The sequence below is a fragment of the Nonomuraea sp. NPDC003201 genome (assembly GCF_053590415.1).
Window position 1 is genome coordinate 1 of sequence record NZ_JBSFTC010000192.1, and the last position, 21845, is coordinate 21845.

General features: G+C 72.1%; 24 protein-coding genes, 1 tRNA gene and 1 pseudogene. 16 read left to right on the plus strand and 10 right to left on the minus strand.

Annotated features, from left to right (window positions below; genetic code table 11):
- Nucleotides 1–105: 105 nt before the first annotated feature.
- On the plus strand, nt 106–765 hold the full coding sequence (locus ACWDX9_RS41795) for an L-ribulose-5-phosphate 4-epimerase (RefSeq protein WP_449964676.1): 660 nt from the start codon (nt 106–108) through the stop codon (nt 763–765).
- Complete coding sequence (araA, locus tag ACWDX9_RS41800; protein ID WP_364840705.1) at nt 762–2216, plus strand: L-arabinose isomerase; 1455 nt, start codon at nt 762–764, stop codon at nt 2214–2216. Before ACWDX9_RS41795 ends, araA begins: the two co-directional genes overlap by 4 nt.
- Here araA and ACWDX9_RS41805 read toward each other — a convergent pair.
- Entirely contained in the window at nt 2213–2557 is a 345-nt protein-coding gene (locus ACWDX9_RS41805) for a PLD nuclease N-terminal domain-containing protein (protein ID WP_449964679.1), read from the minus strand. The two genes, araA and ACWDX9_RS41805, sit on opposite strands and share 4 nt — an antisense overlap.
- Nucleotides 2558–2636: 79 nt before the next feature.
- Between ACWDX9_RS41805 and ACWDX9_RS41810 the strand changes: the two genes are divergently transcribed.
- The 3 genes from ACWDX9_RS41810 to ACWDX9_RS41820 all read left to right on the plus strand — a co-directional run bounded on the left by ACWDX9_RS41810 (nt 2637) and on the right by ACWDX9_RS41820 (nt 5141).
- Nucleotides 2637–3845, plus strand: coding sequence for an FAD-binding protein (locus ACWDX9_RS41810; protein ID WP_449964682.1), 1209 nt, complete (start codon nt 2637–2639; stop codon nt 3843–3845).
- Between the two features lie 91 nt (nt 3846–3936).
- Nucleotides 3937–4713, plus strand: a complete 777-nt coding sequence (locus ACWDX9_RS41815) for an LLM class flavin-dependent oxidoreductase (RefSeq protein ID WP_449964685.1) — start codon at nt 3937–3939, stop codon at nt 4711–4713.
- A 35-nt stretch (nt 4714–4748) separates the two neighbouring features.
- A complete protein-coding gene (locus tag ACWDX9_RS41820) occupies nt 4749–5141 on the plus strand; it encodes a DUF3224 domain-containing protein (RefSeq protein WP_449964688.1) in 393 nt (130 codons plus the stop codon).
- 47 nt (nt 5142–5188) lie between these two features.
- Here the strand turns inward: ACWDX9_RS41820 and ACWDX9_RS41825 are convergent, their stop codons facing one another.
- Nucleotides 5189–5650 (minus strand): MarR family winged helix-turn-helix transcriptional regulator, encoded by a 462-nt coding sequence (locus tag ACWDX9_RS41825; RefSeq protein ID WP_449964690.1) that lies wholly within the window; start codon nt 5648–5650, stop codon nt 5189–5191.
- Between the two features lie 53 nt (nt 5651–5703).
- On the opposite strand from ACWDX9_RS41825, the gene ACWDX9_RS41830 reads away from it, so the two are divergent.
- From ACWDX9_RS41830 to ACWDX9_RS41840, 3 genes and pseudogenes are all read left to right on the plus strand, one after another.
- Nucleotides 5704–7842 carry an LLM class flavin-dependent oxidoreductase gene (locus ACWDX9_RS41830; protein WP_449964692.1) on the plus strand — a complete coding sequence of 713 codons (2139 nt, stop codon included), beginning with the start codon at nt 5704–5706 and terminating at the stop codon, nt 7840–7842.
- A pseudogene (locus ACWDX9_RS41835) lies at nt 7843–8733 on the plus strand (LLM class flavin-dependent oxidoreductase); the annotation flags it as partial.
- A gap of 139 nt (nt 8734–8872) precedes the next feature.
- Nucleotides 8873–9961, plus strand: coding sequence for a methyltransferase (locus ACWDX9_RS41840; protein ID WP_449964694.1), 1089 nt, complete (start codon nt 8873–8875; stop codon nt 9959–9961).
- 3 nt (nt 9962–9964) lie between these two features.
- Here the strand turns inward: ACWDX9_RS41840 and ACWDX9_RS41845 are convergent, their stop codons facing one another.
- The gene (locus ACWDX9_RS41845; RefSeq protein ID WP_449964697.1) at nt 9965–10936 is read right to left on the minus strand and encodes a helix-turn-helix domain-containing protein; all 972 of its coding nucleotides are present in this window, start codon (nt 10934–10936) and stop codon (nt 9965–9967) included.
- A 43-nt stretch (nt 10937–10979) separates the two neighbouring features.
- Here ACWDX9_RS41845 and ACWDX9_RS41850 point away from each other — a divergent pair, with 43 nt between their 5' ends.
- From ACWDX9_RS41850 to ACWDX9_RS41860, 3 genes are all read left to right on the plus strand, one after another.
- Nucleotides 10980–11999, plus strand: a complete 1020-nt coding sequence (locus tag ACWDX9_RS41850; RefSeq protein WP_449964700.1) for a type III polyketide synthase — start codon at nt 10980–10982, stop codon at nt 11997–11999.
- Nucleotides 11996–12499 carry an isoprenylcysteine carboxyl methyltransferase family protein gene (locus tag ACWDX9_RS41855; RefSeq protein WP_449964703.1) on the plus strand — a complete coding sequence of 168 codons (504 nt, stop codon included), beginning with the start codon at nt 11996–11998 and terminating at the stop codon, nt 12497–12499. Before ACWDX9_RS41850 ends, ACWDX9_RS41855 begins: the two co-directional genes overlap by 4 nt.
- A gap of 153 nt (nt 12500–12652) precedes the next feature.
- Nucleotides 12653–14128 carry a YfbK domain-containing protein gene (locus ACWDX9_RS41860; protein WP_449964706.1) on the plus strand — a complete coding sequence of 492 codons (1476 nt, stop codon included), beginning with the start codon at nt 12653–12655 and terminating at the stop codon, nt 14126–14128.
- A 6-nt stretch (nt 14129–14134) separates the two neighbouring features.
- Here the strand turns inward: ACWDX9_RS41860 and ACWDX9_RS41865 are convergent, their stop codons facing one another.
- Nucleotides 14135–14608 carry a hypothetical protein gene (locus tag ACWDX9_RS41865; protein WP_364258537.1) on the minus strand — a complete coding sequence of 158 codons (474 nt, stop codon included), beginning with the start codon at nt 14606–14608 and terminating at the stop codon, nt 14135–14137.
- A gap of 75 nt (nt 14609–14683) precedes the next feature.
- Nucleotides 14684–15367 (minus strand): tRNA-dependent cyclodipeptide synthase, encoded by a 684-nt coding sequence (locus tag ACWDX9_RS41870; protein WP_449964709.1) that lies wholly within the window; start codon nt 15365–15367, stop codon nt 14684–14686.
- A 105-nt stretch (nt 15368–15472) separates the two neighbouring features.
- Here ACWDX9_RS41870 and ACWDX9_RS41875 point away from each other — a divergent pair.
- Nucleotides 15473–15545, plus strand: a tRNA-Ala gene (locus ACWDX9_RS41875).
- Nucleotides 15546–15614: 69 nt separating this feature from the next.
- Here ACWDX9_RS41875 and ACWDX9_RS41880 read toward each other — a convergent pair.
- Both ACWDX9_RS41880 and ACWDX9_RS41885 read right to left on the minus strand, forming a co-directional pair.
- Nucleotides 15615–16100, minus strand: a complete 486-nt coding sequence (locus tag ACWDX9_RS41880; protein ID WP_449964711.1) for a DUF6653 family protein — start codon at nt 16098–16100, stop codon at nt 15615–15617.
- Nucleotides 16097–16693 carry a TetR/AcrR family transcriptional regulator gene (locus ACWDX9_RS41885; RefSeq protein WP_364258546.1) on the minus strand — a complete coding sequence of 199 codons (597 nt, stop codon included), beginning with the start codon at nt 16691–16693 and terminating at the stop codon, nt 16097–16099. Before ACWDX9_RS41885 ends, ACWDX9_RS41880 begins: the two co-directional genes overlap by 4 nt.
- An 84-nt stretch (nt 16694–16777) precedes the next feature.
- Between ACWDX9_RS41885 and ACWDX9_RS41890 the strand changes: the two genes are divergently transcribed.
- Together ACWDX9_RS41890 and ACWDX9_RS41895 are read left to right on the plus strand one after the other, a co-directional pair.
- Nucleotides 16778–17011 carry a hypothetical protein gene (locus ACWDX9_RS41890; protein ID WP_364258549.1) on the plus strand — a complete coding sequence of 78 codons (234 nt, stop codon included), beginning with the start codon at nt 16778–16780 and terminating at the stop codon, nt 17009–17011.
- Nucleotides 17012–17049: 38 nt separating this feature from the next.
- Nucleotides 17050–17949 carry a bifunctional helix-turn-helix transcriptional regulator/GNAT family N-acetyltransferase gene (locus ACWDX9_RS41895; RefSeq protein ID WP_449964714.1) on the plus strand — a complete coding sequence of 300 codons (900 nt, stop codon included), beginning with the start codon at nt 17050–17052 and terminating at the stop codon, nt 17947–17949.
- On the opposite strand, the gene ACWDX9_RS41900 is transcribed toward ACWDX9_RS41895, so the two are convergent.
- The 3 genes from ACWDX9_RS41900 to ACWDX9_RS41910 form a co-directional block, all read right to left on the minus strand.
- Complete coding sequence (locus ACWDX9_RS41900; RefSeq protein ID WP_449964718.1) at nt 17888–18790, minus strand: pyridoxamine 5'-phosphate oxidase family protein; 903 nt, start codon at nt 18788–18790, stop codon at nt 17888–17890. The genes ACWDX9_RS41895 and ACWDX9_RS41900 overlap by 62 nt on opposite strands.
- Complete coding sequence (locus tag ACWDX9_RS41905; RefSeq protein ID WP_449902101.1) at nt 18790–19233, minus strand: VOC family protein; 444 nt, start codon at nt 19231–19233, stop codon at nt 18790–18792. The genes ACWDX9_RS41900 and ACWDX9_RS41905 overlap by 1 nt, the downstream gene beginning before the upstream one ends.
- Before the next feature lie 73 nt (nt 19234–19306).
- Nucleotides 19307–19870, minus strand: coding sequence for a CGNR zinc finger domain-containing protein (locus ACWDX9_RS41910; protein ID WP_449964721.1), 564 nt, complete (start codon nt 19868–19870; stop codon nt 19307–19309).
- Between the two features lie 99 nt (nt 19871–19969).
- On the opposite strand from ACWDX9_RS41910, the gene ACWDX9_RS41915 reads away from it, so the two are divergent.
- Both ACWDX9_RS41915 and ACWDX9_RS41920 read left to right on the plus strand, forming a co-directional pair.
- Nucleotides 19970–20575, plus strand: coding sequence for an acyl-CoA-like ligand-binding transcription factor (locus tag ACWDX9_RS41915; protein ID WP_449964724.1), 606 nt, complete (start codon nt 19970–19972; stop codon nt 20573–20575).
- A gap of 9 nt (nt 20576–20584) precedes the next feature.
- Nucleotides 20585–21845: FAD-dependent monooxygenase (locus ACWDX9_RS41920; protein WP_449964727.1), on the plus strand; the 1261-nt coding region annotated here is incomplete at its 3' end.

Here is a 21845-nt window from a genome sequence, read left to right on the forward strand (position 1 = left end):
GCCGCCTGGACTGAGGAGCGGCGGGAGCGAAGCGACCATAGCGACGAGGGAAGGCGGCGGCTCCGGAGCGACCGAGCCCGCCTCCGCGGAGTGGAGGCAATAAGCATGAGCATGACAACGAGGAAGATCGTCGCCGACCTGCACGCGGAGCTGGTCCGCTACAACCTGGTCGTCTGGACCGCGGGCAACGTCTCCGGCCGGGTCCCGGGCGAGGACCTGTTCGTCATCAAGCCGTCCGGGGTCTCCTACGACGAGCTGACCCCGGAGAACATGGTCGTGTGCGACCTCGACGGCAACCTCGTGGCGGGCGAGCACTCGCCGTCCAGCGACACCGCCGCGCACGCGTACGTCTACCGCAACATGCCCGACGTCGGCGGCGTCGTGCACACCCACTCCACCTACGCCTCCGCCTGGGCGGCGCGCGGCGAGGCCATCCCCTGCGTGCTGACCGCGATGGCCGACGAGTTCGGCGGTGAGATCCCTCTCGGCCCGTTCGCGCTGATCGGCGACGACTCGATCGGCCAGGGCATCGTCGAGACGCTCAAGGGCCACCGCTCCAAGGCCGTCCTCATGCAGAACCACGGCGTGTTCAGCATCGGCAAGGACCCGAAGGCGGCCGTGAAGGCCGCCGTCATGTGCGAGGACGTGGCCCGCACCGTCCACGTGGCCAGGCAGCTCGGCGAGCCGCTGCCGATCCCGCAGGACGACATCGACCGCCTGTACGACCGCTATCAGAACGTCTACGGACAGAGGAGCCCGCGTTGAAGATCTGGTTTCTGACCGGCAGCCAGGGGCTGTACGGCGAGGACACGCTGCGCCAGGTGGCCGAGCAGTCTCAGCGGATCGCCGAGCAGCTGCCCATGCCCGTCGAGTGGAAGCCCGTGCTCACCGACGCGGCGGCGATCAGGCGCGTGATGCTGGAGGCCAACGCCGACGACTCGTGCGCCGGCGTGATCGCGTGGATGCACACCTTCTCCCCGGCCAAGATGTGGATCGCGGGGCTCGACGCGCTGCGCAAGCCGCTGCTGCACCTGCACACGCAGGCCAACGTGGAGCTCCCGTGGAGCACCATCGACATGGACTTCATGAACCTCAACCAGGCGGCGCACGGCGACCGCGAGTTCGGGTTCGTGCAGACGCGGCTGGGCGTGCCGCGCAAGACCGTGGCCGGGCACGTCAGCGACCCGTCCGTGGGCGAGCGCATCCTGACCTGGGTGCGGGCCGCCAAGGGCCTGGCCGAGGTGCGCACGCTGAAGCTGGCCCGCTTCGGCGACAACATGCGCGACGTGGCGGTCACCGAGGGCGACAAGGTCGAGGCGCAGCTCCGCTTCGGCGTCTCGGTCAACACGTACGGCGTGAACGACCTGGTGGAGGCCGTGGACGCGGCCTCGGACGCGGACGTGACGGCGCTGGTCAAGGAGTACGCCGAGCAGTACACCGTCGCTCCCGAGCTGCTCGGCGAGCGCAACGAGTCGCTGCGCTACGCGGCCAGGATCGAGCTGGGCCTGCGCGGCTTCCTGGAGTCGGGCGGCTTCAAGGCGTTCACCACGAACTTCGAGGACCTCGGCGGCCTGCGCCAGCTCCCCGGCCTGGCCGTGCAGCGGCTCATGGCCGACGGGTACGGCTTCGGCGGCGAGGGCGACTGGAAGACCTCGGTCCTCCTGCGCACCCTGAAGTCCATGGCGCCCGGCGGCACCTCGTTCATGGAGGACTACACCTACGACCTGTCGCCCGGCCAGGAGCTCATCCTGGGCGCGCACATGCTGGAGGTCTGCCCCTCGATCGCCTCCGGCACGCCGTCGTGCGAGATCCACCCGCTGGGCATCGGAAACCGGGAGGACCCGGTCCGGCTCGTGTTCGACGCCGAGCCCGGCCCCGGCATCGTGGTGGGCCTGGCCGACATGGGTGACCGGTTCCGGCTGGTGGCCAACGAGATCGACCTCGTGGCCCCGCCCCAGCCGCTGCCCAAGCTGCCGGTCGCCCGCGCGGTCTGGAACCCCCGTCCCAACCTGCGTACGTCCACGGAGTCGTGGCTCACGGCGGGCGCGCCGCACCACACGGTGCTCTCCACGGCGATCGGCCGCGCGGAGCTGACCGACCTGGCCGACATGCTCGGTGTGGAGCTGCTGATCATCGACGCCGACACGACGACCGAGCGGTTCACCAAGGAGATCCGCTGGAACCAGGCGTACTACCGCCTGGCCCAGGGCTTCTAGTCCTCGGGCGGTTTCTTGGGGGCGTTCCTGCGCTGCTCCTCGGCGCGTTCGCGGCAGCGGCGCAGGAACTCCTCGTCGTCGTCCGGGTTGCCGGCGGCGAAGCGGCCCGGGCGGTCGTACTCGGGGAACGCGCTCGGCCGCGTGGCCGCCTGCGACCGCTCCGGTCGGCCCGCCACCAGCCAGGCGACGGAGCCGATCAGCGGGAACAGCAGCACGACGACCACCCAGACGATCTTCGGCAGGTTCCTGCAGAGCACGTCGGGCGTGGTGATCGCGTCGAAGAGGCAGTAGAGCCAGAGCACGAGCGTGACAAGGCCGACAGCCTCGGACAGGTAGAGCACGGCACACCTCCGTCAGCGGCTCCCGAAGCTAGCGGCACCCGGGCGGGGCTGACAAGGTGGTTTGTGGGAAGGTAATGCCGTGACGCTGACCAATTGGGCGGGAAACACCGCATTTCGGGCGCAAGATGTCCATCACCCGACCTCGCTCGACGAGCTCCAGCGGCTCGTCTCGGCCGGCTCCCGCGTGCGGGCGCTGGGGAGCGGCCACTCGTTCAACGACGTCGCGGACACCGACGGCGACCTCGTCGTGCTCGACCGGATGCCGGACGCGGTGGAGATCGACAGCGCGGCGGCCACGGTGCGGGTGCCCGCGCGCATGACGTACGCGCGGCTCGCGCCGCAGGTGCACCGGGCCGGATTCGCGCTGGCGAACATGGCCTCGCTGCCGCACATCTCCGTGGCCGGCTCGGTCGCGACCGGCACGCACGGCTCCGGCGACGCCATCCCCGGCCTGGCCTCGGCCGTGTCCTCGCTCGACCTCGTCACCGCCGACGGCTCCGTGCTCACCCTCTCCCGCGGCGACGCCGACTTCCCCGGCGCGGTGGTGGCCCTCGGCGCGCTCGGCGTCGTCACCTCGCTGACCCTCGACCTGGTGCCGGCCTTCGAGCTGCGCCAGTACGTACGCGAGGGCCTGACCGTGGCCGCGCTCGCCGACTTCGACCAGATCATGTCCGCCGCCTACAGCGTCAGCCTCTTCACCGACTGGCGCGACACCCGCGTCTGGCTGAAGGGCACCGAGGAGCTGACCGACGCCGACTGGCACGGCACCACCCCGGCCGACGGCCCCCGCCACCCCCTGCCCGCGATGTCGGCGGAGAACTGCACGGTCCAGCTCGGCGTGCCCGGGCCGTGGCACGAGCGGCTGCCGCACTTCCGGCCGGACGCCGAGCCGAGCGGCGCGGGCAACGAGCTGCAGTCGGAGCTCATCCTGCCCCGGGAGCACGCGGTCAAGGCGCTGCGCGAGCTGTACGCGATCGGCGACCGGATCCGGCCCGTCCTGCAGATCTCCGAGGTGCGCTCGATCGCGCCCGACGACCTGTGGCTGAGCCCCTTCCGCGGCCGCGACAGCGTCGGCATCCACTTCACCTGGATCAGGGACGTGGCCGCGGTGCTGCCGGTGCTGGAGCTGGTGGAGGAGACGCTGGCGCCGTTCGCGCCCAGGCCGCACTGGGGCAAGCTGTTCACCCGCCGGCCCGAGTGCCCCGGCGAGTTCCGCTCGCTGGCACGGCGGCTCGACCCCGAGGGCAAGTTCGCCAACGACTTCACGCGGATACTGCTGCAGGAGTAGCACTCTCGCGCGGGCGTGCGCCCCCGGATGTAGGAGACCACCGGTCCGGGGGACGATGCCGCCGGGGCGCGGATCCGCGATCGTGGGTGGCATGACCGATCACCCGTTCAGGTTCGGCGCGGTCGCCGGACATGCCACCGACGCCGGCGCGTGGACCGGCCTGGCCCGCAGGGCGGAGAGCCTCGGCTACTCGACGCTGCTGGTCCCCGACACGCTCGGCACGCTGTCGCCCTTCGTCGCCGCCGCCGTGGCCGCGACGGCCACGACGACCCTGCGCGTCGGCACGTTCGTGCTGAGCGCCGCCAACCGGACTCCCGAGGCCGTGGCGTGGGAGACCGCCACCCTGCACGCGCTCACCGACGGGCGCTTCGAGCTCGGCCTGGGCGCCGGCCGCCCGGACGCGGAGCGGGACGCCGCGGCGCTCGGCGTCGGGTACGGCACGCCCGGCCGGCGCATCGAGCGCGTCGCCCGGACGATCGAAGCGGTCAAGGACGTACGCGTCCTGGTCGCCGCGTCCGGGACCAGGCTCCTCAAGCTCGCCGCCCAGCAGGCCGACACCGTGGCCCTCGGCCTGCCGCCGCACTACACGGAGGACCAGGTGGCGGCGAAGCTGGACGAGCTGTACGAGCTGGCCGGCGACCGCTTCCACGACCTGGAGCTCAGCATGAACCTCGCGGCCGCCGGGGCCGAGCCGCCCTCCTGGCTGAACGTCCCGGCCGGCGGCACCGGAGTCCTGCTGGGCACCGCGGACGAGATGGCGGACACGCTGCGCAGGCGCCGCGACCGGCTCGGCGTCTCGTACGTGTCGGTGAACGCCCAGTACCTGGACGAGTTCGCGCCCGTGGTGGAACGCCTCACCGGTACCTGACGGGACCTGACAGGTATGACCGGCACGATGGAGCCATGACCGCCAAGGGAACCTTCGACACCGCAGGCTGGGACGCCAAAGCACCGTTCGTGGAGCGTGACGGCGTCTCGATCGGGCTCGTGACCATGTCCAAGACCTTCCACGGGGACCTGACGGCCACCAGCGTCGTCCACCTGCTGACGGCCTCGACAGAGGTCGAGGACTCGAGGTCGTACGTGGCGCTGGAGCGCATCGAGGGCACCCTCGACGGCCTCGCGGGGGCCTTCGTCGTGCAGCACAACGCGGTCAGCGACCGCGGCGAGCGGTCGCTGAGAATCTCGGTCGTCCCCGACTCGGCGACGGGGGAGCTGCGGGGGCTCAGGGGCGAGATGGACATCATCATCGCCCCTGACGGCTCGCACTCCTACACCTTCGACTTCACCCTCTGAAGCGCCACGCGTGCCAGGCGTAGGTCAGGGGGAAGTCCCCGATCATCCTATGCCTGGTGCTCCTCATCCGTGAGCTGCCCCAGCACGGTCTCGGCGATGGCGCCCAGCGCCTCCAGCTGGGCCGGGGTCAGCACGTCGACGACGTAGCGCCGTACGGCCCTCTCGTGGTGGAGCCTGGCCTCGGAGGCGAGCCGGCGGCCCTCCTCGGTGACCCGGATGACCGACCCCCGGTTGTCCTCCTCGCACTCGGCGCGCGTGACGAGCCCGCGCTGCTCCATACGCCGTAGCTGGTGGGACAGCCGGCTCTTCTCCCACGCCAGCCCGCACCGCAGCGCCAGCGCCCGCATCGACTCGTCGGGCGACTCGGTGAGGTGGGCGAGGATCTCGTAGTCGGCCTCCGACAGGCCGGTGGCCCCGGCGAGCTCCCGGTTGATCCGTCCGGTGAGCTGCACGCGCATGCGCTGATAGCTGGCCCACTGGGCCGCCTGACGGGTGGAGAGCGTGGACATGTCGACAGTCTAGTATGGTTGATGCATCAACCTAATTCTGTCGAGAGGCTCGGATGAACTACGGCCATCCACTGACGTTCGGCACGTTCATCACCCCCGGAGCCGACCCCGGAGCCGACCCCGGAGTCGATGCCGTGTCGCTGGCGGTCCGGAGTGAGGAACTGGGGTACGACCTGGTCACCTTTCCGGATCATCCGGACACCTTCGACACGTGGACGCTTCTGTCATGGGTGGCCGGACGGACCTCGCGGGTAGGCCTGTCGGCCAACGTCCTGGACCTCGCGCTGCGCCCGCCCGCCGTGCTCGCCCGCGCGGCGGTCAGCCTCGACCTGCTGTCCGGCGGCCGGCTGTCGCTCGCGCTGGGCGCCGGTCAGGGGGCCGGCGAGGCGATCGACGTGATCCGCGGCATGTGGGACGAGGACGGCGGGCCGCTGCGGTTCGACGGCGAGCACTACCGGCTCGGGGGCGCGCAGCCGGGGCCGCCGGCCGCGCACGACGTGCCGATCTGGCTGGGCGCGGACGACGCGCGCTCGCTGCGGCTGGTGGGGGAGCGGGCGGACGGCTGGCTGGTGTCCCTCGACGAGCGCGGGCCGGACCGGATCAGGGCCGGGAACAAGCTCATCGACGAGGCCGCGATGGCGGCCGGGCGCGATCCCCGGGAGATCCGCCGGCTGGTCAACGTCCCGGCGCGGTCCGGCGTGGCGGACCTCCTCCCGCTGGCCGTCGAGGACGGGATCGGGACGTTCATCCTCAGGTCGGACGACCCGGAAGCCGTCGAACGGTTCGCTCTGGAGGTGGCGCCCGCGCTGCGCGAGGCCGTGGGACCGACCGGCCGTCAGCTGCGCCGCGCCTCCGTGCGCGCCGTGCGGCGAGCCGGGATCGACTACGACCTGGTGCCCGCGTCCCTCCCGGTGATCGAGCCGGGTGACCCGGGGTACTCGCGGGTCAGGTCGACGTACCTGCGGGGCGGGGCGCCGGGGCTGGTCATCCGGCCGGGCGACGCCGGCCAGGTGGCCGAGGCGCTGGCGTTCGCGCGGGCCCACCCGCACCTGCCGTTGGGGGTGCGCAGCGGCGGGCACGGGATCAGCGGCCGCTCCACCAACGACGGCGGCATCGTCGTCGACGTGTCCGGGCTCGACTCCATCGAGGTGCTCGACCGGGCGAACCGCCTGGTCAGGATCGGACCCGGCGCGCGCTGGACGGACGTCGCCGCGGCCCTGGAGCCGTACGGGTGGGCGCTCAGCTCCGGCGACTACGGCGGGGTCGGGGTCGGCGGCCTGGCCACCGCCGGCGGCCTCGGGTTCCTGGCCCGCGACCACGGCCTGACCATCGACCACCTGCGCGCCGTCGAGATGGTGCTCGCCGACGGCTCGGTGGTGCGGGCGAGCGAGGCGGAGAACGCGGACCTGTTCTGGGCGGTACGCGGCGCGGGCGCGAACTTCGGCGTCGTCACGGCGTTCGAGTTCGAGGTGGACGAGGTCGGCGACGTCGGGTGGGCGCAGCTCGTCATGGACGCCCGGGACACGGCCACGTTCCTCGAAAGGTGGGGCGCGGTCCAGGAGGCGGCCCCGCGCGACCTCACGAGCTTCCTCATCGTGAGCCCGCCGCGCGCCGGACGTCCGGCGACCGGGCACGTGATGGCCATGGTCAACGCGGGCGTGCCGGAGACCGTCATCGACCGGCTCCAGCCGATGGCGGACATCGCCCCGCTGCTCGACCAACAGGTCGTGATCACCTCGTACGCCGCCGTCATGGCCAACGCGGCCGGCGACGGCCACAACGGCCAGGGGGAGCCGGTCACCCGCTCCGGGCTGGTCGAGCACATCACCCCGGAGTTCGCCGCCGCCGCGGCGCGGCTGATCCACAGCGGCGCGGTCTACTTCTTCCAGATCCGCTCGGTCGGCGGCGCGGTGGCCGACGTCCCCGCGGAGGCCACCGCCTACGCCCACCGCTCCGCCAATTTCTCGGTCATCGCGTTCGGGGCGAACCGGCAGCGGGTGGACAAGGAGTGGGCCCGGCTGGAGCCGTACGTCAACGGCCTCTACCTCAGCTTCGAGACCGACGGGCGGCCCGAGCGGCTGGGCGACGCGTTCCCGCCGGGCACCCTGCGACGGTTGCGCGAGCTCAAGGCACGGTACGACCCGGACAACGTCTTCCGCGACAACTTCAACATCCGACCTGAGGAGTCATAGATGACCGACTACGGGCACGACCTGCTGTTCGGCGCGTTCGTCACCCCCACGGCGCAGCCCGCCGCCCACGCGGTGGAGGTGGCCGTGGCGGCCGACCGCGCCGGCCTGGACCTGGTGACGTTCCAGGACCATCCGTACCAGCCGAAGTTCCTCGACACCTGGACCCTGCTGTCCTACGTCGCCGCCCGCACCGAGCGCGTCCGGCTCAGCGGCAACGTGCTCAACCTGCCGCTGCGGCACCCGGCCGTGCTGGCCCGCAGCGCGGCCAGCCTCGACCTGCTCAGCGGCGGCCGTTTCGAGCTGGGCATCGGCGCGGGCGGGTTCTGGGACGCCATCGAGGCCATGGGCGGTCGGCGGCTGTCCCCCGGCCAGGCCGTGGACGCGCTGGAGGAGGCGATCCGGATCTTCCGCGAGATCTGGGCGGCCGACGAGCCGGGCGGCGTCCGGGTGGACGGAGAGTACTACCAGGTCAAAGGCGCCAAACGCGGCCCGGCCCCGGCCCATGACATCGGGATCTGGCTCGGCGCCTACAAGCCGAAGATGCTCAAGCTGACCGGCCGCGCCGCCGACGGCTGGCTGCCGTCGCTGTCCTACCTGCAGGGCGGCCCCGGCGACATCACGGAGGGGAACAAGCACATCGACGAGGCCGCGCTGTCCGCCGGCCGCTCGCCCGCCGACGTACGCCGGCTGCTGAACCTCTCGGGCCGTTTCGCGAGCTCCAGCCGCGGTCTGCTCGACGGGCCGCCGGACCAGTGGGCGGAAGAGCTCGCCGGCCTCGCCCTGGACCACGGCGTCAGCACGTTCATCCTGATGGCGGACGATCCCTCGGTGGTGGAGCTGTTCGCGGCCGAGGTCGCTCCGGCCACCCGCGAGCTCGTCACCGCCGAACGCGAAAAATGACCGCCGGGTGCTCAGGGGGCGCTGATGGCCGCCTGGACGGTGGCCAGGTCGCCGAGGACGACCTCGTGGAGGCACTGTTGCCGTAAATGGGTGGCCGCGCCGGCACGGCATGTGAAACGGTCGAGTTCTGATGATCCACTGGACCGAGGCAGGGCAGGAACGGTCGGCGATCTGGCGTTCGGCGTTGGGAGCGCCGCCGCCCAGGCGGGTGGTCATCGCCGACGACCGGATGACGGCCGACACCGCTTACCGGCTGGCCTGCGAGGGCACCGCGCTGCTCTGGCAGGGCGACTTCCAGAACGCCCGCCAGCTGCTGGCGGCCATGGGGCGCCGGTGCAAGCCCGCCGCCCCCGGCGCCGGGTTCCACCGCTACCGCCAGGCCCGGTCCCAGCGCGCCCGCACGCTGGGCATGCTGCTCGTCCCGTTCGCGGAAGACCACGTGGTGCCGCTGCGCAGGGCGCCGGACGTGCGCGAGGCGTGCGCCGAGGTGTACGGCGCCGAGGCCCCGCCGGCGGTCGGCCAGCTACGCGAGCTGCTCGGCCTGGTCGGGGCCCACGAATGGCGGCACAAGGGCGTCTACGTCCCGGCGCTCGAGGCCCGCATCCACCCGTACCACGGCGTGTTCTCGCCGATCAGGGGCGAGTACGTCGACCTGGTCGCGCGGGCGCCGCTGCCGGAGGACCGCCGGCTGGCCTTCGACATCGGTACCGGCACGGGCGTGCTGGCCGCCGTGCTGGCCAGGCGGGGCGTGCGCCGGGTCGTGGCCACCGACCTCGACCAGAGCTCCGTCGAGTGCGCCGAGGACAACCTCGCCCGCCTCGGGCTGGACGACCGGGTGGAGGTCGTGCGCGCCGACCTGTTCCCGCCCGGCCGGGCGCCGCTGGTCGTGTGCAACCCGCCGTGGTTGCCCGCCAAGCCGATTTCGCCCCTCGACCAGGCGGTCTACGATCCCGGCGGGCGGATGCTGGCTGGGTTCCTCGACGGTCTCGCCGGGCATCTGGAGCCGGGCGGCGAGGGCTGGCTCATCCTCTCCGACCTGGCCGAGCACCTCGGCCTGCGCACCCGGGCCGACCTGGAGGCCGCGTTCGAGCGGGCGGGGCTGCGCGTGGCCGGGCGCCTGGACGTCCCGCCCCGGCACCACCGGCCCAAGGACGAGCAGGACCCGCTGCACGAGGGCCGCGCCGCCGAGATCACCTCCCTGTGGAGGCTCACGACCTGAGGGTCACGCGCTGAAGGCCCGCCGGTACGCCGACGGCGACGTCCGCATGGCCCGCGTGAAGTGGTGCCGGAACGTCACCGCGCTCTCGAACCCGACCGCCGCCCCGATCTCCTCCACCGGCGCCCCGGTGGACTCCAGCATCGGCAGGCTGGCCGCCACCCGCTGCGAGATCACCCACCGCAGCGGGCTGGTGCCGGTCTGCCGCTTGAAGTGCCTGATGAACGAGCGCTCGGACATGTGCGCCACGCTGGCCAGGTCCGCCACGGCGATCGGCCCGGCCAGGTGCTCCAGGGCCCACGACATCGCCCTGGCCACCCCGCCGTCGTCCGCCACCGGTGTCACGGCGGCCTGGATGAACTGCGCCTGACCGCCCTCCCGGTGCGGCGGTATGACCAGGCGGCGGGCCACGGAGTTGGCCACGTTCGGCCCGTGGTCGCCGCGTACGAGGTGGACCAGCAGGTCGAGGCCCGCCGCGCTGCCCGCGCTGGTCAGCACGTCGCCGCCGTCCACGTACAGGACCGAGGGGTTGACCCGGACGAGCGGGAAACGCTCCTGGAGCAGCTCGGCGTACTTCCAGTGGGTGGTGGCCTCGCGCCCGTCCAGCAGCCCGGCCGCCGCCAGCGCGAACGCGCCCGAGCAGATCGACACCAGGCGCGCGCCGCGCGCGTGCGCGAGCCGCAGCGCGGACACGAGCGCGCCGGAGACCTCGCCGCGCACGTCCGCCACCCCGGGCACGATCACCGTGTCGGCCTCGGCCAGCACGTCCAGCCCGTGCGCCGCCTGCATGGTGAACCCGCCCACCACCCGCAGCGGCTTCGGCGTCTCCGCGCACACCGCGAGCGAGTACCACGGGAGGTCCAGCTCGGGCCGGGCCAGCCCGAAGAACTCCACGACGCAGCCGAGCTCGAACGGCGCCATGCCGTCGAACGCCAGCACGGCCACCCGGTGCGGCCGGGAGGGAGACGGCAGGAGCATGCCTCGCATGTTAGCCCCAGCCTTTCAGCGGCAAGAGAGGTATATGCATATATCGGCTGTGCAGACCGTTTTGCCGGATCATCGCTACGCGCAGGTGGAGATCACCGAGGCGTTCTCCCGGCTGACCGACTGCGACGAGGAGCTGCTGCGCCGATTCCATGCGGCGGCCGGCGTGGAGGGCCGCAATCTCGCGCTCCCGCTGGCCGACTACACCAAGCTCGACTCCTTCGCCCGCGCGAACGACATCTACCTCGAAACCGCCCTCGACCTGACCGAACAGGCCGTCAAGGGCGCCCTGAACAAGGCCGGCGTGCGCCCGGAGCGGGTCGATCACCTGCTGCTCTGCTCGACCACCGGCATCGCCACGCCCTCGCTCGACGCCAGGCTGGCCCAGCGGGTGGGGCTGCGGCCGGACGTCAAGCGGGTGCCCGTGTTCGGCCTCGGGTGCGCGGCGGGCGCGTCGGGGCTGTCGCGCCTGCACGACTACCTGCGCGGCTGGCCCGACCACGTCGCGATGCTGGTGTGCGTCGAGCTGTGCTCGCTGACGATCCAGCGGGACGACACCTCGGTCGCGAACCTGGTGGCCAGCGCGCTGTTCGGGGACGGCGCGGCGGCCGTCGTGGCGACCGGGCGCGGCCAGGGCCCCGAGGTCGTCGCCACCCGCAGCCGGCTCTATCCGGACACCGAGCACCTCATGGGCTGGGAGGTAGGGCCGCACGGGTTCCGGATCGTGCTGGACCCGGACCTGACCACGTTCGTGGAGCAGGTGCTGGCCGGTGACATCAAGGCGTTCCTGGCGGACTACGGCCTGACCCCCGAGCAGGTCGCCACCTGGGTCTGCCATCCCGGCGGCCCCAAGGTCATCGAGACGATCGCGCGGACCCTCGACCTGCCTCCCAAGGCGCTCGACGTGACCTGGCGGTCGCTGCGCGAGCACGGCAATTTGTCCTCGGTCTCGGTGCTCCACGTGCTCCAGGAGACGCGGGGCCGGCCGGGCACGCCCGCCGTGCTCCTCGCGCTGGGGCCGGGGTTCTCCGCCGAGCTGTTGCTGCTGCACTGGTGAGCGCGTACCTCGTCCTGATCGGGCTGGTCGCGCTGGAGCGGCTGGCCGAGCTGGCGGTGGCCCGCCGCAACCTGGCCTGGGCCAGGTCCAAAGGCGGCGTCGAGTACGGCCGGCGGCACTACCCCTGGATCGTCCTGGCCCACGCGGCGCTCCTCGGGGCGGCGCCCGCCGAGGTGTGGCTGCTCGGCCGCCCCTTCGTCCCGTGGCTGGGCTGGCCGATGCTGGCGGTCGTCGTCCTGGCCCAGGGGCTGCGCTGGTGGTGCGTCGGCACGCTGGGCAGGCAGTGGAACACCCGCGTGGTCGTGGTGCCGGGAATGCCGCTGGTGCACCGGGGGCCGTACCGGTGGCTGCGGCACCCCAACTACGTGGCCGTGGTCGCCGAGGGCCTCGCGCTGCCGCTGGTGCACTCGGCCTGGCTCACCGCGACGGCCTTCGCCGCCGCCAACGCGGTGCTGCTCACCGTACGGGTGCGGGTCGAGGACGCGGCATTGTCACGCTAGGGCCACAGCCCGACGGCCCGGACGCACTCCTCGTCACCCCAGCTGTCGCGGCTGTCACGACTGATCACGCGTCGATCGCGGTTTGTGCTCGCTTACGTCACTGGCTCGGCCTGGGCAGATCAAGTTCCGTCGTAGGGCATGGAGGTGGTTGCAATGAAATTTCGCCCTTTAGCGGCGGGAATCGGCATTGTTGCGCTGCTCGCCCTCTCTGCGTGCGGAGGCGGCTCCGGAAGCTCGACCAGCGGTGAACGCGCGGCGAAAGCCCCGGCGAACGCGGAACCGGCCCCGGTCCGCCCGTCCGCGTCACCCGCCAAGACGAACGGCGAGGAGGACACGACCACGGCCCAGATCTCCACGTTCGCCCTCGACGTGGACACGGCCTCGTACGGTTACGCCCGGCAGACCCTCCAGGGAGGCCGCCGGCCCGCGCCCGGCGAGATCCGCCCGGAGGAGTGGATCAACGCCTTCCGGCAGGACTACGCGCCGCCGTCGGACGACGGCTTCGCGGTGCACGTGGACGGCGCGAAGCTGCCGGAGCGCGACCAGGCGATCCTGCGCGTGGGCCTGCAGACGCGCGGTTCGGACGCGGCGGCGCGGCGGCCCGCCAACCTCACGTTCGTCGTGGACGTGTCCGGCTCGATGGCCGAGACCGGGCGGCTGGACCTGGTCAAGTCCGCCCTGCTCAAACTGCTCGATCAGCTCGCGCCCGGCGACCAGGTGTCGATCGTCTCCTTCAGCGACGATGCCGAGGTGCTGGCGTCGATGACCCCGCTGACCGCGCGGCAGGAGCTGCGCGACGCGGTGAACGAGCTGACCGTCTCGGGCGGCACGAACCTCTCGGCCGGGCTCGTCACCGGCTACCAGGAGGCGTCCAAGGCGTTCCGCCCGGCCGCCACGAACCGGGTCATCCTGCTCTCCGACGGCCTGGCCAACCAGGGCTCCACCGAGTGGCGTACCATCCTCGACCAGGTCAAGGAGTACGCGGGCAAGCAGGTCACGCTGCTCACCGTCGGCGTCGGCCGCGACTACGGCGACGAGCTGATGGAGCAGCTCGCCGACAACGGCGACGGCATGGCCGTGTACGTCAGCAGCCAGGAGGAGGCCGACAAGGTCTTCACCACGCAGCTTCCCGCGAACATCGAGCTGCGGGCGCGCGACGCCAAGGCCCAGGTGGTCTTCAACCCGTCGGTGGTGGAGAGCTACCAGCTCATCGGGTACGAGAACCGCGCGCTGAACACGGAGGACTTCCGCGACGACACCCAGGACGGCGGCGAGATCGGCCCCGGCCACTCGGTCACCGCGCTCTACTCGCTGCGTCTCAAGCCGGGCGCCGACGGGCAGCTCGCCCAGGCCACCGTGCGCTGGCAGGACCCCGACACCCGGTCCGCCTCCGAGGCGAGCGAGTCGCTGCGGGCCGGCGAGCTGGCCGCGTCGCTGGACAAGGCGCCGGTCAGGTTCCAGGTGGACGTGGTGGTGGCCGCGTTCGCGGTCTACCTGCGGGACCGCAAGGCGTTCGGCATGGACCTGCCCGAGCTCAAGGAGCGGGCCGCCCGGCTGGCGCCGGCCACCGAGGACCCGATGGTGACGGAGCTGGTCCAGCTCATCGACCAGGCCCGGTCGGTGGGGTAAGGGGCTTCAGCCGAGTATGGGGGCGGCGGTGGCGGAGCTGTAGTAGAAGTCGTACATCGCCTGGGCGAACCCGTCCTTCGACACGTGCGCCACCTTGTTGCCGCGCAGCCGATCGAAGGACGCCCGTGACGCCGCCCCCGCCACGTCGTACGCCGACCACAGGCGCAGGAACTCGGCCCGGTCGAGCCGGTCGTCGCCGTCGTCGTCGAGCGCGTCCCAGAGGGCGTCGGTGATCGGCCTGACCACGTTGGCCACGAACTCGGCGCGGTCGAGCTCCGGGGCCAGCGCGTAGCCGATGTAGGACTCCCTGCTGATGCGGCCCTCGGGGTCGGTGCCGATGTTGTGGACGGCGTACTGCCAGACCCGCTCGTACGCGTCCGAGACCCGCTGCGCGCCCTGCCCGGAGAGCCCGAGCCGGGCGCACAGCGCGGAGGCGACCACGATCATGTCGCGGTGATCGAGGTAGCCGTTGTGATCCATGTCGCTCGTGTCGAACGCATGTCCAGCATTTCGAGCATCCGCATCCATAGCCGGCCACCTCTGGTGACGATGTGTTTACAGAGTGTCACTGAGATGGTCGGCGGGGCGGGCTGCCTGTGTCAATGCGGTGGAGACGAATCCTTGCGCGGGCGCCGGGCGCACTGGCAGCAGGCCGGCGTAGAGCAGGTCCACCATCGGCATCGGCCGGGGGTAGCAGAACACCGACGAGCCCGTGCCGAGGATCGACGGGGTGTCGATCACGAAGGGCAGCTCGGCCAGGAGGAACGGCAGGGCGTTCTCGGCCTGCTCGCGGGAGAGCTCCGGCGCGCCGACGATGGGCCGTACCGCGTCCATGCAGTGCTCCCTGAAGACCGGGTCGGTGGCGAACAGCCGCTCCAGCCTCGTCCGCGCGCCGTCGTAGGCCGGGACGGAGGCCAGCTCGTTCCAGTCGAACACGGTGGCGTCGGGCGGGTCGAGGGCGTCGAGCGCGCGGATCACCCGGTTGCGCGTGTTGTTGGCCGCCGCCCTCGCCTTGGCCCCGGCCTTCGCCTCCGGACATCCCCTGGCGACCAGCGTCCCGGCCAGCTCGACGCCGGGCACGAGGACGTGCACGCGGGCGAACGTCCGGGTCGCCCAGTCGAGCAGGCGTCTGATGGTGCGGGGGGTGAAGTACCCGTTGAGCGCGCTGACGCCGATCACGGCATGCTCGCGGCGGTCGAGAAGCTGGGCGCATCGCGGGGTCAGGGGTAGTGGTTGCACGCTGGGCACGGCAACGGACAGTAGCAAGCTTTTACTCTGCGTATGCTTAGTTTTTAACGTGTGCTTGAAGGGTCCGTAAGTCGGATACACTCGTACACGCAGCAAGGGGCTATGGCGCAGTTGGTAGCGCGCCTCCATGGCATGGAGGAGGTCTGGGGTTCGAATCCCCATAGCTCCACCCCCGACCCGACCGCCTCTGCCCCACTTCGATGGGCCAGGGGCGGTTTCGCGTTGTGTCCCGGTGTTCCTACTCGCGGGCGGTGTCCTGGTTGGCCAGGTAGAGCTGGCCGAGCCGGTCGATGCGCCAGAGCTGGCCGAGTGTGACCAGCGTGGCGCCGAACACCGTCGGCCAGATGTCGAGCGTGATCAGCCCCCAGATGAGCAGCGCGAACCCCGCCGAGCCGACCCCGATGAGCAGCCGCTGCACGTTCCGGTGGTCGCCGGTGACCAGCGACCGGTCGCGCAGCCACAGCTTCTCGCCGTAGATGCCCCGGGCCGACCAGCTGCCGGGCTGCTCGATCGCCGGGAAGACGTGCGGGTTGACCGCCAGCCAGACGACGACCAGGCCCACCGGGACGAGGGCCCACCAGCCGAGCCACTCCCTGCTCCAGATGGCCGCGATCATCAGCGGGATGGCCGCGAACCGGGTCCAGACGCTCCACGGGTTGGCGTGCCGCTTCCACGCCTCGTCCGTCATGCCCGCGGCCTGCGCGTACTTCTTCAGCACATTCATGCGACGAGCCCCCTGGCCAGCGCGTTGACGGTGGCCTCGACCACCTGGGAGTGGTCGGGCCCGAACCTGTCGCGGTTGAGCACCAGCAGGCCGGCCGTGCGCAGCACGCCGACCAGCACCTCGGGCGGGACGTCCGCGACGATGACGCCGTCGGCCTGTCCCCGGGCGAGGTAGTCGAGCAGCGGCGTCAGCAGGTGGGGTGTGACGCGGGCGACCTCCTCGGCCCCGACCCTGCGCGCCACCGCCTCCAGCTCCTCGGGCCGGGTGAGCAGCCGCCGGTAGAACGGGTCGGTGGTGAGCACGTCGATCAACTCGCGCATGATGTGGGCGAGCGCCTCGACGCCGGGCGGCCGGTCCAGGGCGGCGGCCAGTCGCTTGCCGAGCATGGGCGCCCTGCGGATCATCACCTCCTTGTACAGCTCCTCCTTGGACTCGAAGAACGCGTAGAAGCTGCCCTTGGCGATGCCCGAGGCCGCGACCAGCTCGTCGAGCGAGGTCTTCTTCAGGCCCTGGGTGGCGAAGAGCTCTTCGGCGGTGTCGAGCAGGGACGCGGTGATGCGCGCCCGGTCCTCGGTCGTGAATGCCACAGCCATGTGTGTCCCTATGACTGGATCGGATATTCAGTCATAGCTTAGCACTCCTGGAGATGTCGAATGCGTGTTCGTATAATGATCGGTATGGATACCGACACGCAGGACCTGCCCGAGCTCTGGCGCCCGCCCGTCGTGGAGCACGCCACGGCGGCCCGCTACCTGCTGGCCTGGGGCGACGACGCCGAAGGGGTGCGATGGGGATTCCTGCTCTGGCCGCCGCAGGCGAGCGAGGGCGCGCGGTGGGTGCACTGGAAGGACATCCGCCCGGTCACGGGGGAGGACTACAGCGCGGTGCCGATCGCCGGCCCGTGGCTGTGACCTCGCGAAGGAGAGATTCCCTGACTAAAGTCAGAGATATGGACGGTGCGGCGATCGGCCGGGTGCGCAGGTTCCAGCGGACCGTGACGCAGCGGATCGGGGCGCTCAACGACAGCCTCCTGGCCAGGGATCGGGCGCTCGGGCAGTCACGGGCGCTCTGGGAGATCGGCGCGGAGGGCAGCGAGGTGCGCGTCCTGCGGACGCGGCTCGACCTCGACTCCGGCTACCTGAGCAGGCTGCTGCGGTCGCTGGAGGCCGACGGGCTGGTGGTCATGGACGACGGCGGCTCCGACGGCCGGGTTCGCACGGCCCGGCTCACGCCGGCGGGGCTCGCCGAGCGGGAGGAGCTGGATCGCCGGTCCGACGAGGCGGCGGCGGAAATCCTCGAGCCGCTCTCCGGCGCGCAGCGTGACCGTCTCGTGGCCGCCATGTCCGAGGTCGAGCGCCTGCTGCTCGCCTCCATGATCGCCATCGACGTGCTCGACCCGCGCCATCCCGGCGCCCGCTGCTGCCTCCAGGCCTACGCCGACGAGCTGGCCCGCCGGTTCGAGGGCGGCTTCGACCCGGCCCGCAGCATCTCCGCCACCGACGCCGAGCTGCGGCTGCCGGCCGGGATGCTGCTGGTCGCTGCGCTGCACGCCGAGCCGGTCGGGTGCGTGGCGCTCAAGCTTCACCCGGAGGCCGGGTCCGCCGAGATCAAGCGGATGTGGGTGGACCCGGCCGTGCGCGGGCTGGGGCTGGGGCGGCGGCTGCTCGCCGAGGCGGAGGGGAAGGCGGCCGCCCAGGGTGTCCGCACGCTACGGCTGGAGACCAACCGGGCCCTCACGGAAGCCGTCGCCCTCTATCGGGCGAGCGGCTACCGGGAGGTGGCCGCGTTCAGCGACGAGCCGTACGCGCATCACTGGTTCGAGAAGCGCCTGCCTCGACCGGGGGGTTGAAGCGGTGATAGCCGGGGGCGGTCCAGCCGGCCGACACGGTCCCGCCCAGGTGCGTGTACTCGTCCAGCTCGAAGCGCACCGTCCGCTGGTCCCCCCATTCGACCCGGGCCCGGCCCGTGAGCTGCAGCGTCTCCCCGCGCTCCCAGTCCACGAACAGCAGCCCGGCCGCCGGGTCCAGCTCCAGGTTGCCCAGCGTCATGTACATCGCGTTGCCCTGGTAGTCGGGGAACTCCAGCGAGCGCGCCCCCGTCACCCGGATGAATCCGGGATTGCCGCCCCGGTGCGACACGTCCGCCCCGAGCCCTTCGGCCCGCGTGGCGATGAAGAACGTGTCCGCCTCCGCGATCCACGCACGGTGCCGGTCCGGCAGCGCGATCCCGCGCCCCAGCCCCGCCGGCTCGCCCGGAGCGGAGGTGGGGGAGCGAGTCTGGATGTACTTGGGGCAGTTGGAGTAGACCTGCTCCGTCCACACCACCAGGGCGTCGCCGGCCCGTACGGCGGTGCCGTTCACGCGCATCCGGCGCCGCGTGTGCGGCTCGATGGCGATCAGGCCGACGTCCCGTTCCCGCTCGAACAGCCCGTGGAGAGGGTCGTCGGCGCTCGGCAGGGCGTGCAGCACGATCGTGCGGTCGTCCGCCGCGGAGGCGAACCCCGCGGGGCCCGTGAGCACGCCCGCCCACACGCGCCCGCCGTCGTCGGCCGCGCCCAGGACGACCATGTGCTGGTTCCGCAGGAACTCGGCGGCCGGCTCCGGGATCTCCGGGCGCGTCCGCGAGCTCCCGTGGTCCTCCAGCCGCACCCCCGTCCGGCGCTGCACGGCGACCTCGCCCGGATGCCTCATTAGAAGAACCCGCAGGTCGGCGCGTCAGAGCTGGGCGCGGGCCGGTCACCCGCGGCGTCCGGGGCGAAGATCTCCAGCCGGATGCCGTCGGGGTCGGCGAAGAACACGCCGCCCGACGAGGCGCCCTCGCGGTGCGGCACGACGCCGTCATGGAAGAGGGTCGCGCCGATCTCCCTGATCACCGTCTCCGCCCGGCGTACCGCGTCGAGGTCCGCCACCTGGAACGACAGGTGGTGCAGGCCCGGCCGGCCTGCCTCGAAGCGGCCCTCGCTCTGCTGCCAGAGCGTCAGCACCAGCGTGCCGTCCTGGGTCAGGAACGCGTACCGGCGGCCGTCCTCCTGCGACTCGCCCGCCACCGTGAAGCCGAAGACCCGCGTGTAGAACTCTTTGGACTTGTCGAGATCGGTGACGTTGAGCCCGACGTGCCCGGTCTGGAAGGACATTCCCACTCCTCTAACGCATGCGCGGCCGAGTTGCCGTTAGAAACACTATAACGGCAACTCCGGCTTGCAAACGTTAGATTTTCTTGTGTTCCCTGTAGTGCCTGGCCGCTCGGGCTCGGTTGCCGCAGCCCGTCGAGCACCACTCCTGGCGCGGGTGCTCCTTGACGAAATAGAGCACGCAGCGCGGGGCCTGGCAGGTGCGGACCAGGGCGCGGTCCGGCCCCGCGAGGAACTCGACGGCCGCCGTGGCGAGCCTGGCCAGCAGTCGCGTGCCGGGGGAGGCCTGCGTCGCGGGCGCGGTGGCGAGGGACGGCTCGCCGTTCCAGCGCAGTTGGGGTGCGGTGGGGGCGGCCAGGGCGGTGGCGTTGACCAGGGCCAGCGACTCCTCGAACCCGGGCAGGCTCGCCGCGTCCGCCCGGCTCGGCGGGCCCGGCGCCACGGTCTTGGCGAACAGGGCGCGTACGGCCTGGCGCAGGCGCACCGTCTCCTGCCGCAGCTCCTCCGTGACGGTGAGGTCGCCCAGGTCGGGCGCGTGCGTCCGCACCCAGGCCGTCATGCCGTCCGTGTCGGCCAGCCTGTCGACCGATCCGGACCGCTCGGCCCTGATCGTGCTGACGAATTCGAGGGTCAGGGACATGCTCCCAATCTAACGCGTCTGGACTCTCTCCTCCGTTAGACCGAAACATGCGTAGTCAGAAAATTTGCTGACTCCGCACTTTTTGCCTACGATGAGTCCATGAGCGGACTGAGAGAGCGGAAGAAGCAGGCCACGCGCGAGGCGCTGATGACGGCCGCCCTCCGGCTGGCTCACGAGCGCGGGCTGGAGCGCGTACGCGTCGAGGACATCGCGGCCGAGGTCGGCGTCTCGCCCCGCACGTTCAACAACTACTTCTCCAGCAAGTACGAGGCGATCGCCGCCCGCCACATCGACCGCGTCACGCGTTCGGTGGCGGCGCTGCGGGCCCGGCCGCCGGCGGAGCCGCTGTGGGAGGCGCTGACCGAGGCCATGGTCGAGCCCTGGGCGCTGGCCCGCACGGACGTGGCGCCCGATCCCGAAGTGCTGGCGAGCATCAGGATGCTGGCGGAAGAGCCCGCGCTGCGGGCCGAGTCGCTGCAGATGGTGTTCGCCGGGAACAACGAGCTGGCCGCGGCCGTGGCCGAGCGCACCGGCACCGACGCCGCCCGCGACCTCTACCCCCACCTCGTGGCCGTCGCCGTGGGCTCCGCCGTGCAGGCGGCCGTCGCCCACTGGCTGCGCTCCGACCCGCCGGTCCCGCTCGTACCCCTGCTGCGGGAGGCCCTGGGCGCGCTGGCCGCGGGGCTGCCCGACCCTTCCCTCTGAGGAGAACGCATGGACATCGTGATCATCGGCGGCGGCCCCAACGGGCTGATGCTGGCCTGCGAGCTGGCCCTGGCCGGAGTGCGCCCGACCGTCGTCGAGCGCCTGCCCCGGCGCAGCGACCAGCCCAAGGCCAACGGGATCGTCGGCCAGGTCGTCAGGCTGCTCCACCAGCGCGGCCTCGCCGTGGGGGACGCGCCGATGCCGGGCTTCGTGTTCGGCGCGCTGCCGCTGAACCTGGCCGGACTGGAGGACAACCCGCTGTACGGGATGGGGATCAAGCAGCCCGCCCTGGAGGAGCTGATCGAGCGGCGGGCGGTCGAGCTGGGTGTGGAGATCAGGCGCGGGCACGAGCTGCTCGGCTTCACCCAGGACCCCCACGGCGTCTCGGCGGAGCTCCGGGGGCCCGAGGGCGCGTACGAGCTGCGCACCCGCTACCTGGTGGGCTGCGACGGCGCGCACAGCACGGTCAGGAAGCTCGCGGGCATCGGCTTCCCCGGCATCACCTCGACCGACGTCGTGAGCCGCAGCGCCCACGTCACCGTGCCGGGCGCGGTGATCCGGCCCGGGACGGTGGAGCTGGAGGTGCCGGGGCTGGGCACGTACGTGATGTACGCCTGGCACAGGACCGAGCGCGGCGCGTACGCGATCCTCCCCGGGGACCACGGGACGCTGCTGGTCAGCGCCATGGAGTGGGACGCCTCCGCGCCCGACGACGACGTGCCGATGACCGTGGGCGAGCTGCGTGCCGGCCTGGCCCGCGTGCTCGGCGCCGACCTGCCGCTCGCCGAGCCCACCGGCGAGGGCCCGCACCTGCTCAGGCGGCTCAAGGGCCGCAACACCCGCGTCGCCGACCGCTACCGGGAGGGCAGGGTCTTCGTGGTGGGCGACGCCGCGCACGTCCACTCGGCCATGGGTGCGCCCGGCCTCAACCTCGGCCTGCAGGACGCCGCCAACCTGGCCTGGAAGCTGGCCGCCGAGGTGCGGGGCTGGGCGCCGCCTGGGCTGCTCGACACCTACGACGCCGAGCGCCGCCCGGCCGCCCTGCGGGTCGCCGTGCACACCCAGGCGCAGCTCGCGCTGGCCGCGCCGGGGCCCGAGATCACGGCCCTGCGTGAGGTGTTCGGCGAACTGCTGGGCGACGACGACGCCCGCCGCCGCGTCGCCGCCATGATGGCCGGAGGGTCCTGCTCGGCCAGGGACTGTTCACCGGCCCGGCCCAGGCCACGAAGGACCCGAGCACGGGCCGGATCGCGCTCATCGGCGTGTCCGG

Excerpts from the sequence above, each read along its gene's own strand:
- ACWDX9_RS41795 (WP_449964676.1), top strand. The coding sequence starts at position 106 with ATGAGCATGACAACGAGGAAGATCGTCGCCGACCTGCACGCGGAGCTG.
- ACWDX9_RS41815 (WP_449964685.1), top strand. The coding sequence starts at position 3,937 with ATGACCGATCACCCGTTCAGGTTCGGCGCGGTCGCCGGACATGCCACC.
- ACWDX9_RS41820 (WP_449964688.1), top strand. The coding sequence starts at position 4,749 with ATGACCGCCAAGGGAACCTTCGACACCGCAGGCTGGGACGCCAAAGCA.
- ACWDX9_RS41825 (WP_449964690.1), bottom strand. The coding sequence starts at position 5,650 with ATGTCCACGCTCTCCACCCGTCAGGCGGCCCAGTGGGCCAGCTATCAG.
- ACWDX9_RS41830 (WP_449964692.1), top strand. The coding sequence starts at position 5,704 with ATGAACTACGGCCATCCACTGACGTTCGGCACGTTCATCACCCCCGGA.
- ACWDX9_RS41840 (WP_449964694.1), top strand. The coding sequence starts at position 8,873 with ATGATCCACTGGACCGAGGCAGGGCAGGAACGGTCGGCGATCTGGCGT.
- ACWDX9_RS41845 (WP_449964697.1), bottom strand. The coding sequence starts at position 10,936 with ATGCTCCTGCCGTCTCCCTCCCGGCCGCACCGGGTGGCCGTGCTGGCG.
- ACWDX9_RS41850 (WP_449964700.1), top strand. The coding sequence starts at position 10,980 with ATGCATATATCGGCTGTGCAGACCGTTTTGCCGGATCATCGCTACGCG.
- ACWDX9_RS41860 (WP_449964706.1), top strand. The coding sequence starts at position 12,653 with ATGAAATTTCGCCCTTTAGCGGCGGGAATCGGCATTGTTGCGCTGCTC.
- ACWDX9_RS41865 (WP_364258537.1), bottom strand. The coding sequence starts at position 14,608 with ATGGATCACAACGGCTACCTCGATCACCGCGACATGATCGTGGTCGCC.
- ACWDX9_RS41880 (WP_449964711.1), bottom strand. The coding sequence starts at position 16,100 with ATGAATGTGCTGAAGAAGTACGCGCAGGCCGCGGGCATGACGGACGAG.
- ACWDX9_RS41885 (WP_364258546.1), bottom strand. The coding sequence starts at position 16,693 with ATGGCTGTGGCATTCACGACCGAGGACCGGGCGCGCATCACCGCGTCC.
- ACWDX9_RS41890 (WP_364258549.1), top strand. The coding sequence starts at position 16,778 with ATGGATACCGACACGCAGGACCTGCCCGAGCTCTGGCGCCCGCCCGTC.
- ACWDX9_RS41895 (WP_449964714.1), top strand. The coding sequence starts at position 17,050 with ATGGACGGTGCGGCGATCGGCCGGGTGCGCAGGTTCCAGCGGACCGTG.
- ACWDX9_RS41900 (WP_449964718.1), bottom strand. The coding sequence starts at position 18,790 with ATGAGGCATCCGGGCGAGGTCGCCGTGCAGCGCCGGACGGGGGTGCGG.
- ACWDX9_RS41905 (WP_449902101.1), bottom strand. The coding sequence starts at position 19,233 with ATGTCCTTCCAGACCGGGCACGTCGGGCTCAACGTCACCGATCTCGAC.
- ACWDX9_RS41910 (WP_449964721.1), bottom strand. The coding sequence starts at position 19,870 with ATGTCCCTGACCCTCGAATTCGTCAGCACGATCAGGGCCGAGCGGTCC.
- ACWDX9_RS41915 (WP_449964724.1), top strand. The coding sequence starts at position 19,970 with ATGAGCGGACTGAGAGAGCGGAAGAAGCAGGCCACGCGCGAGGCGCTG.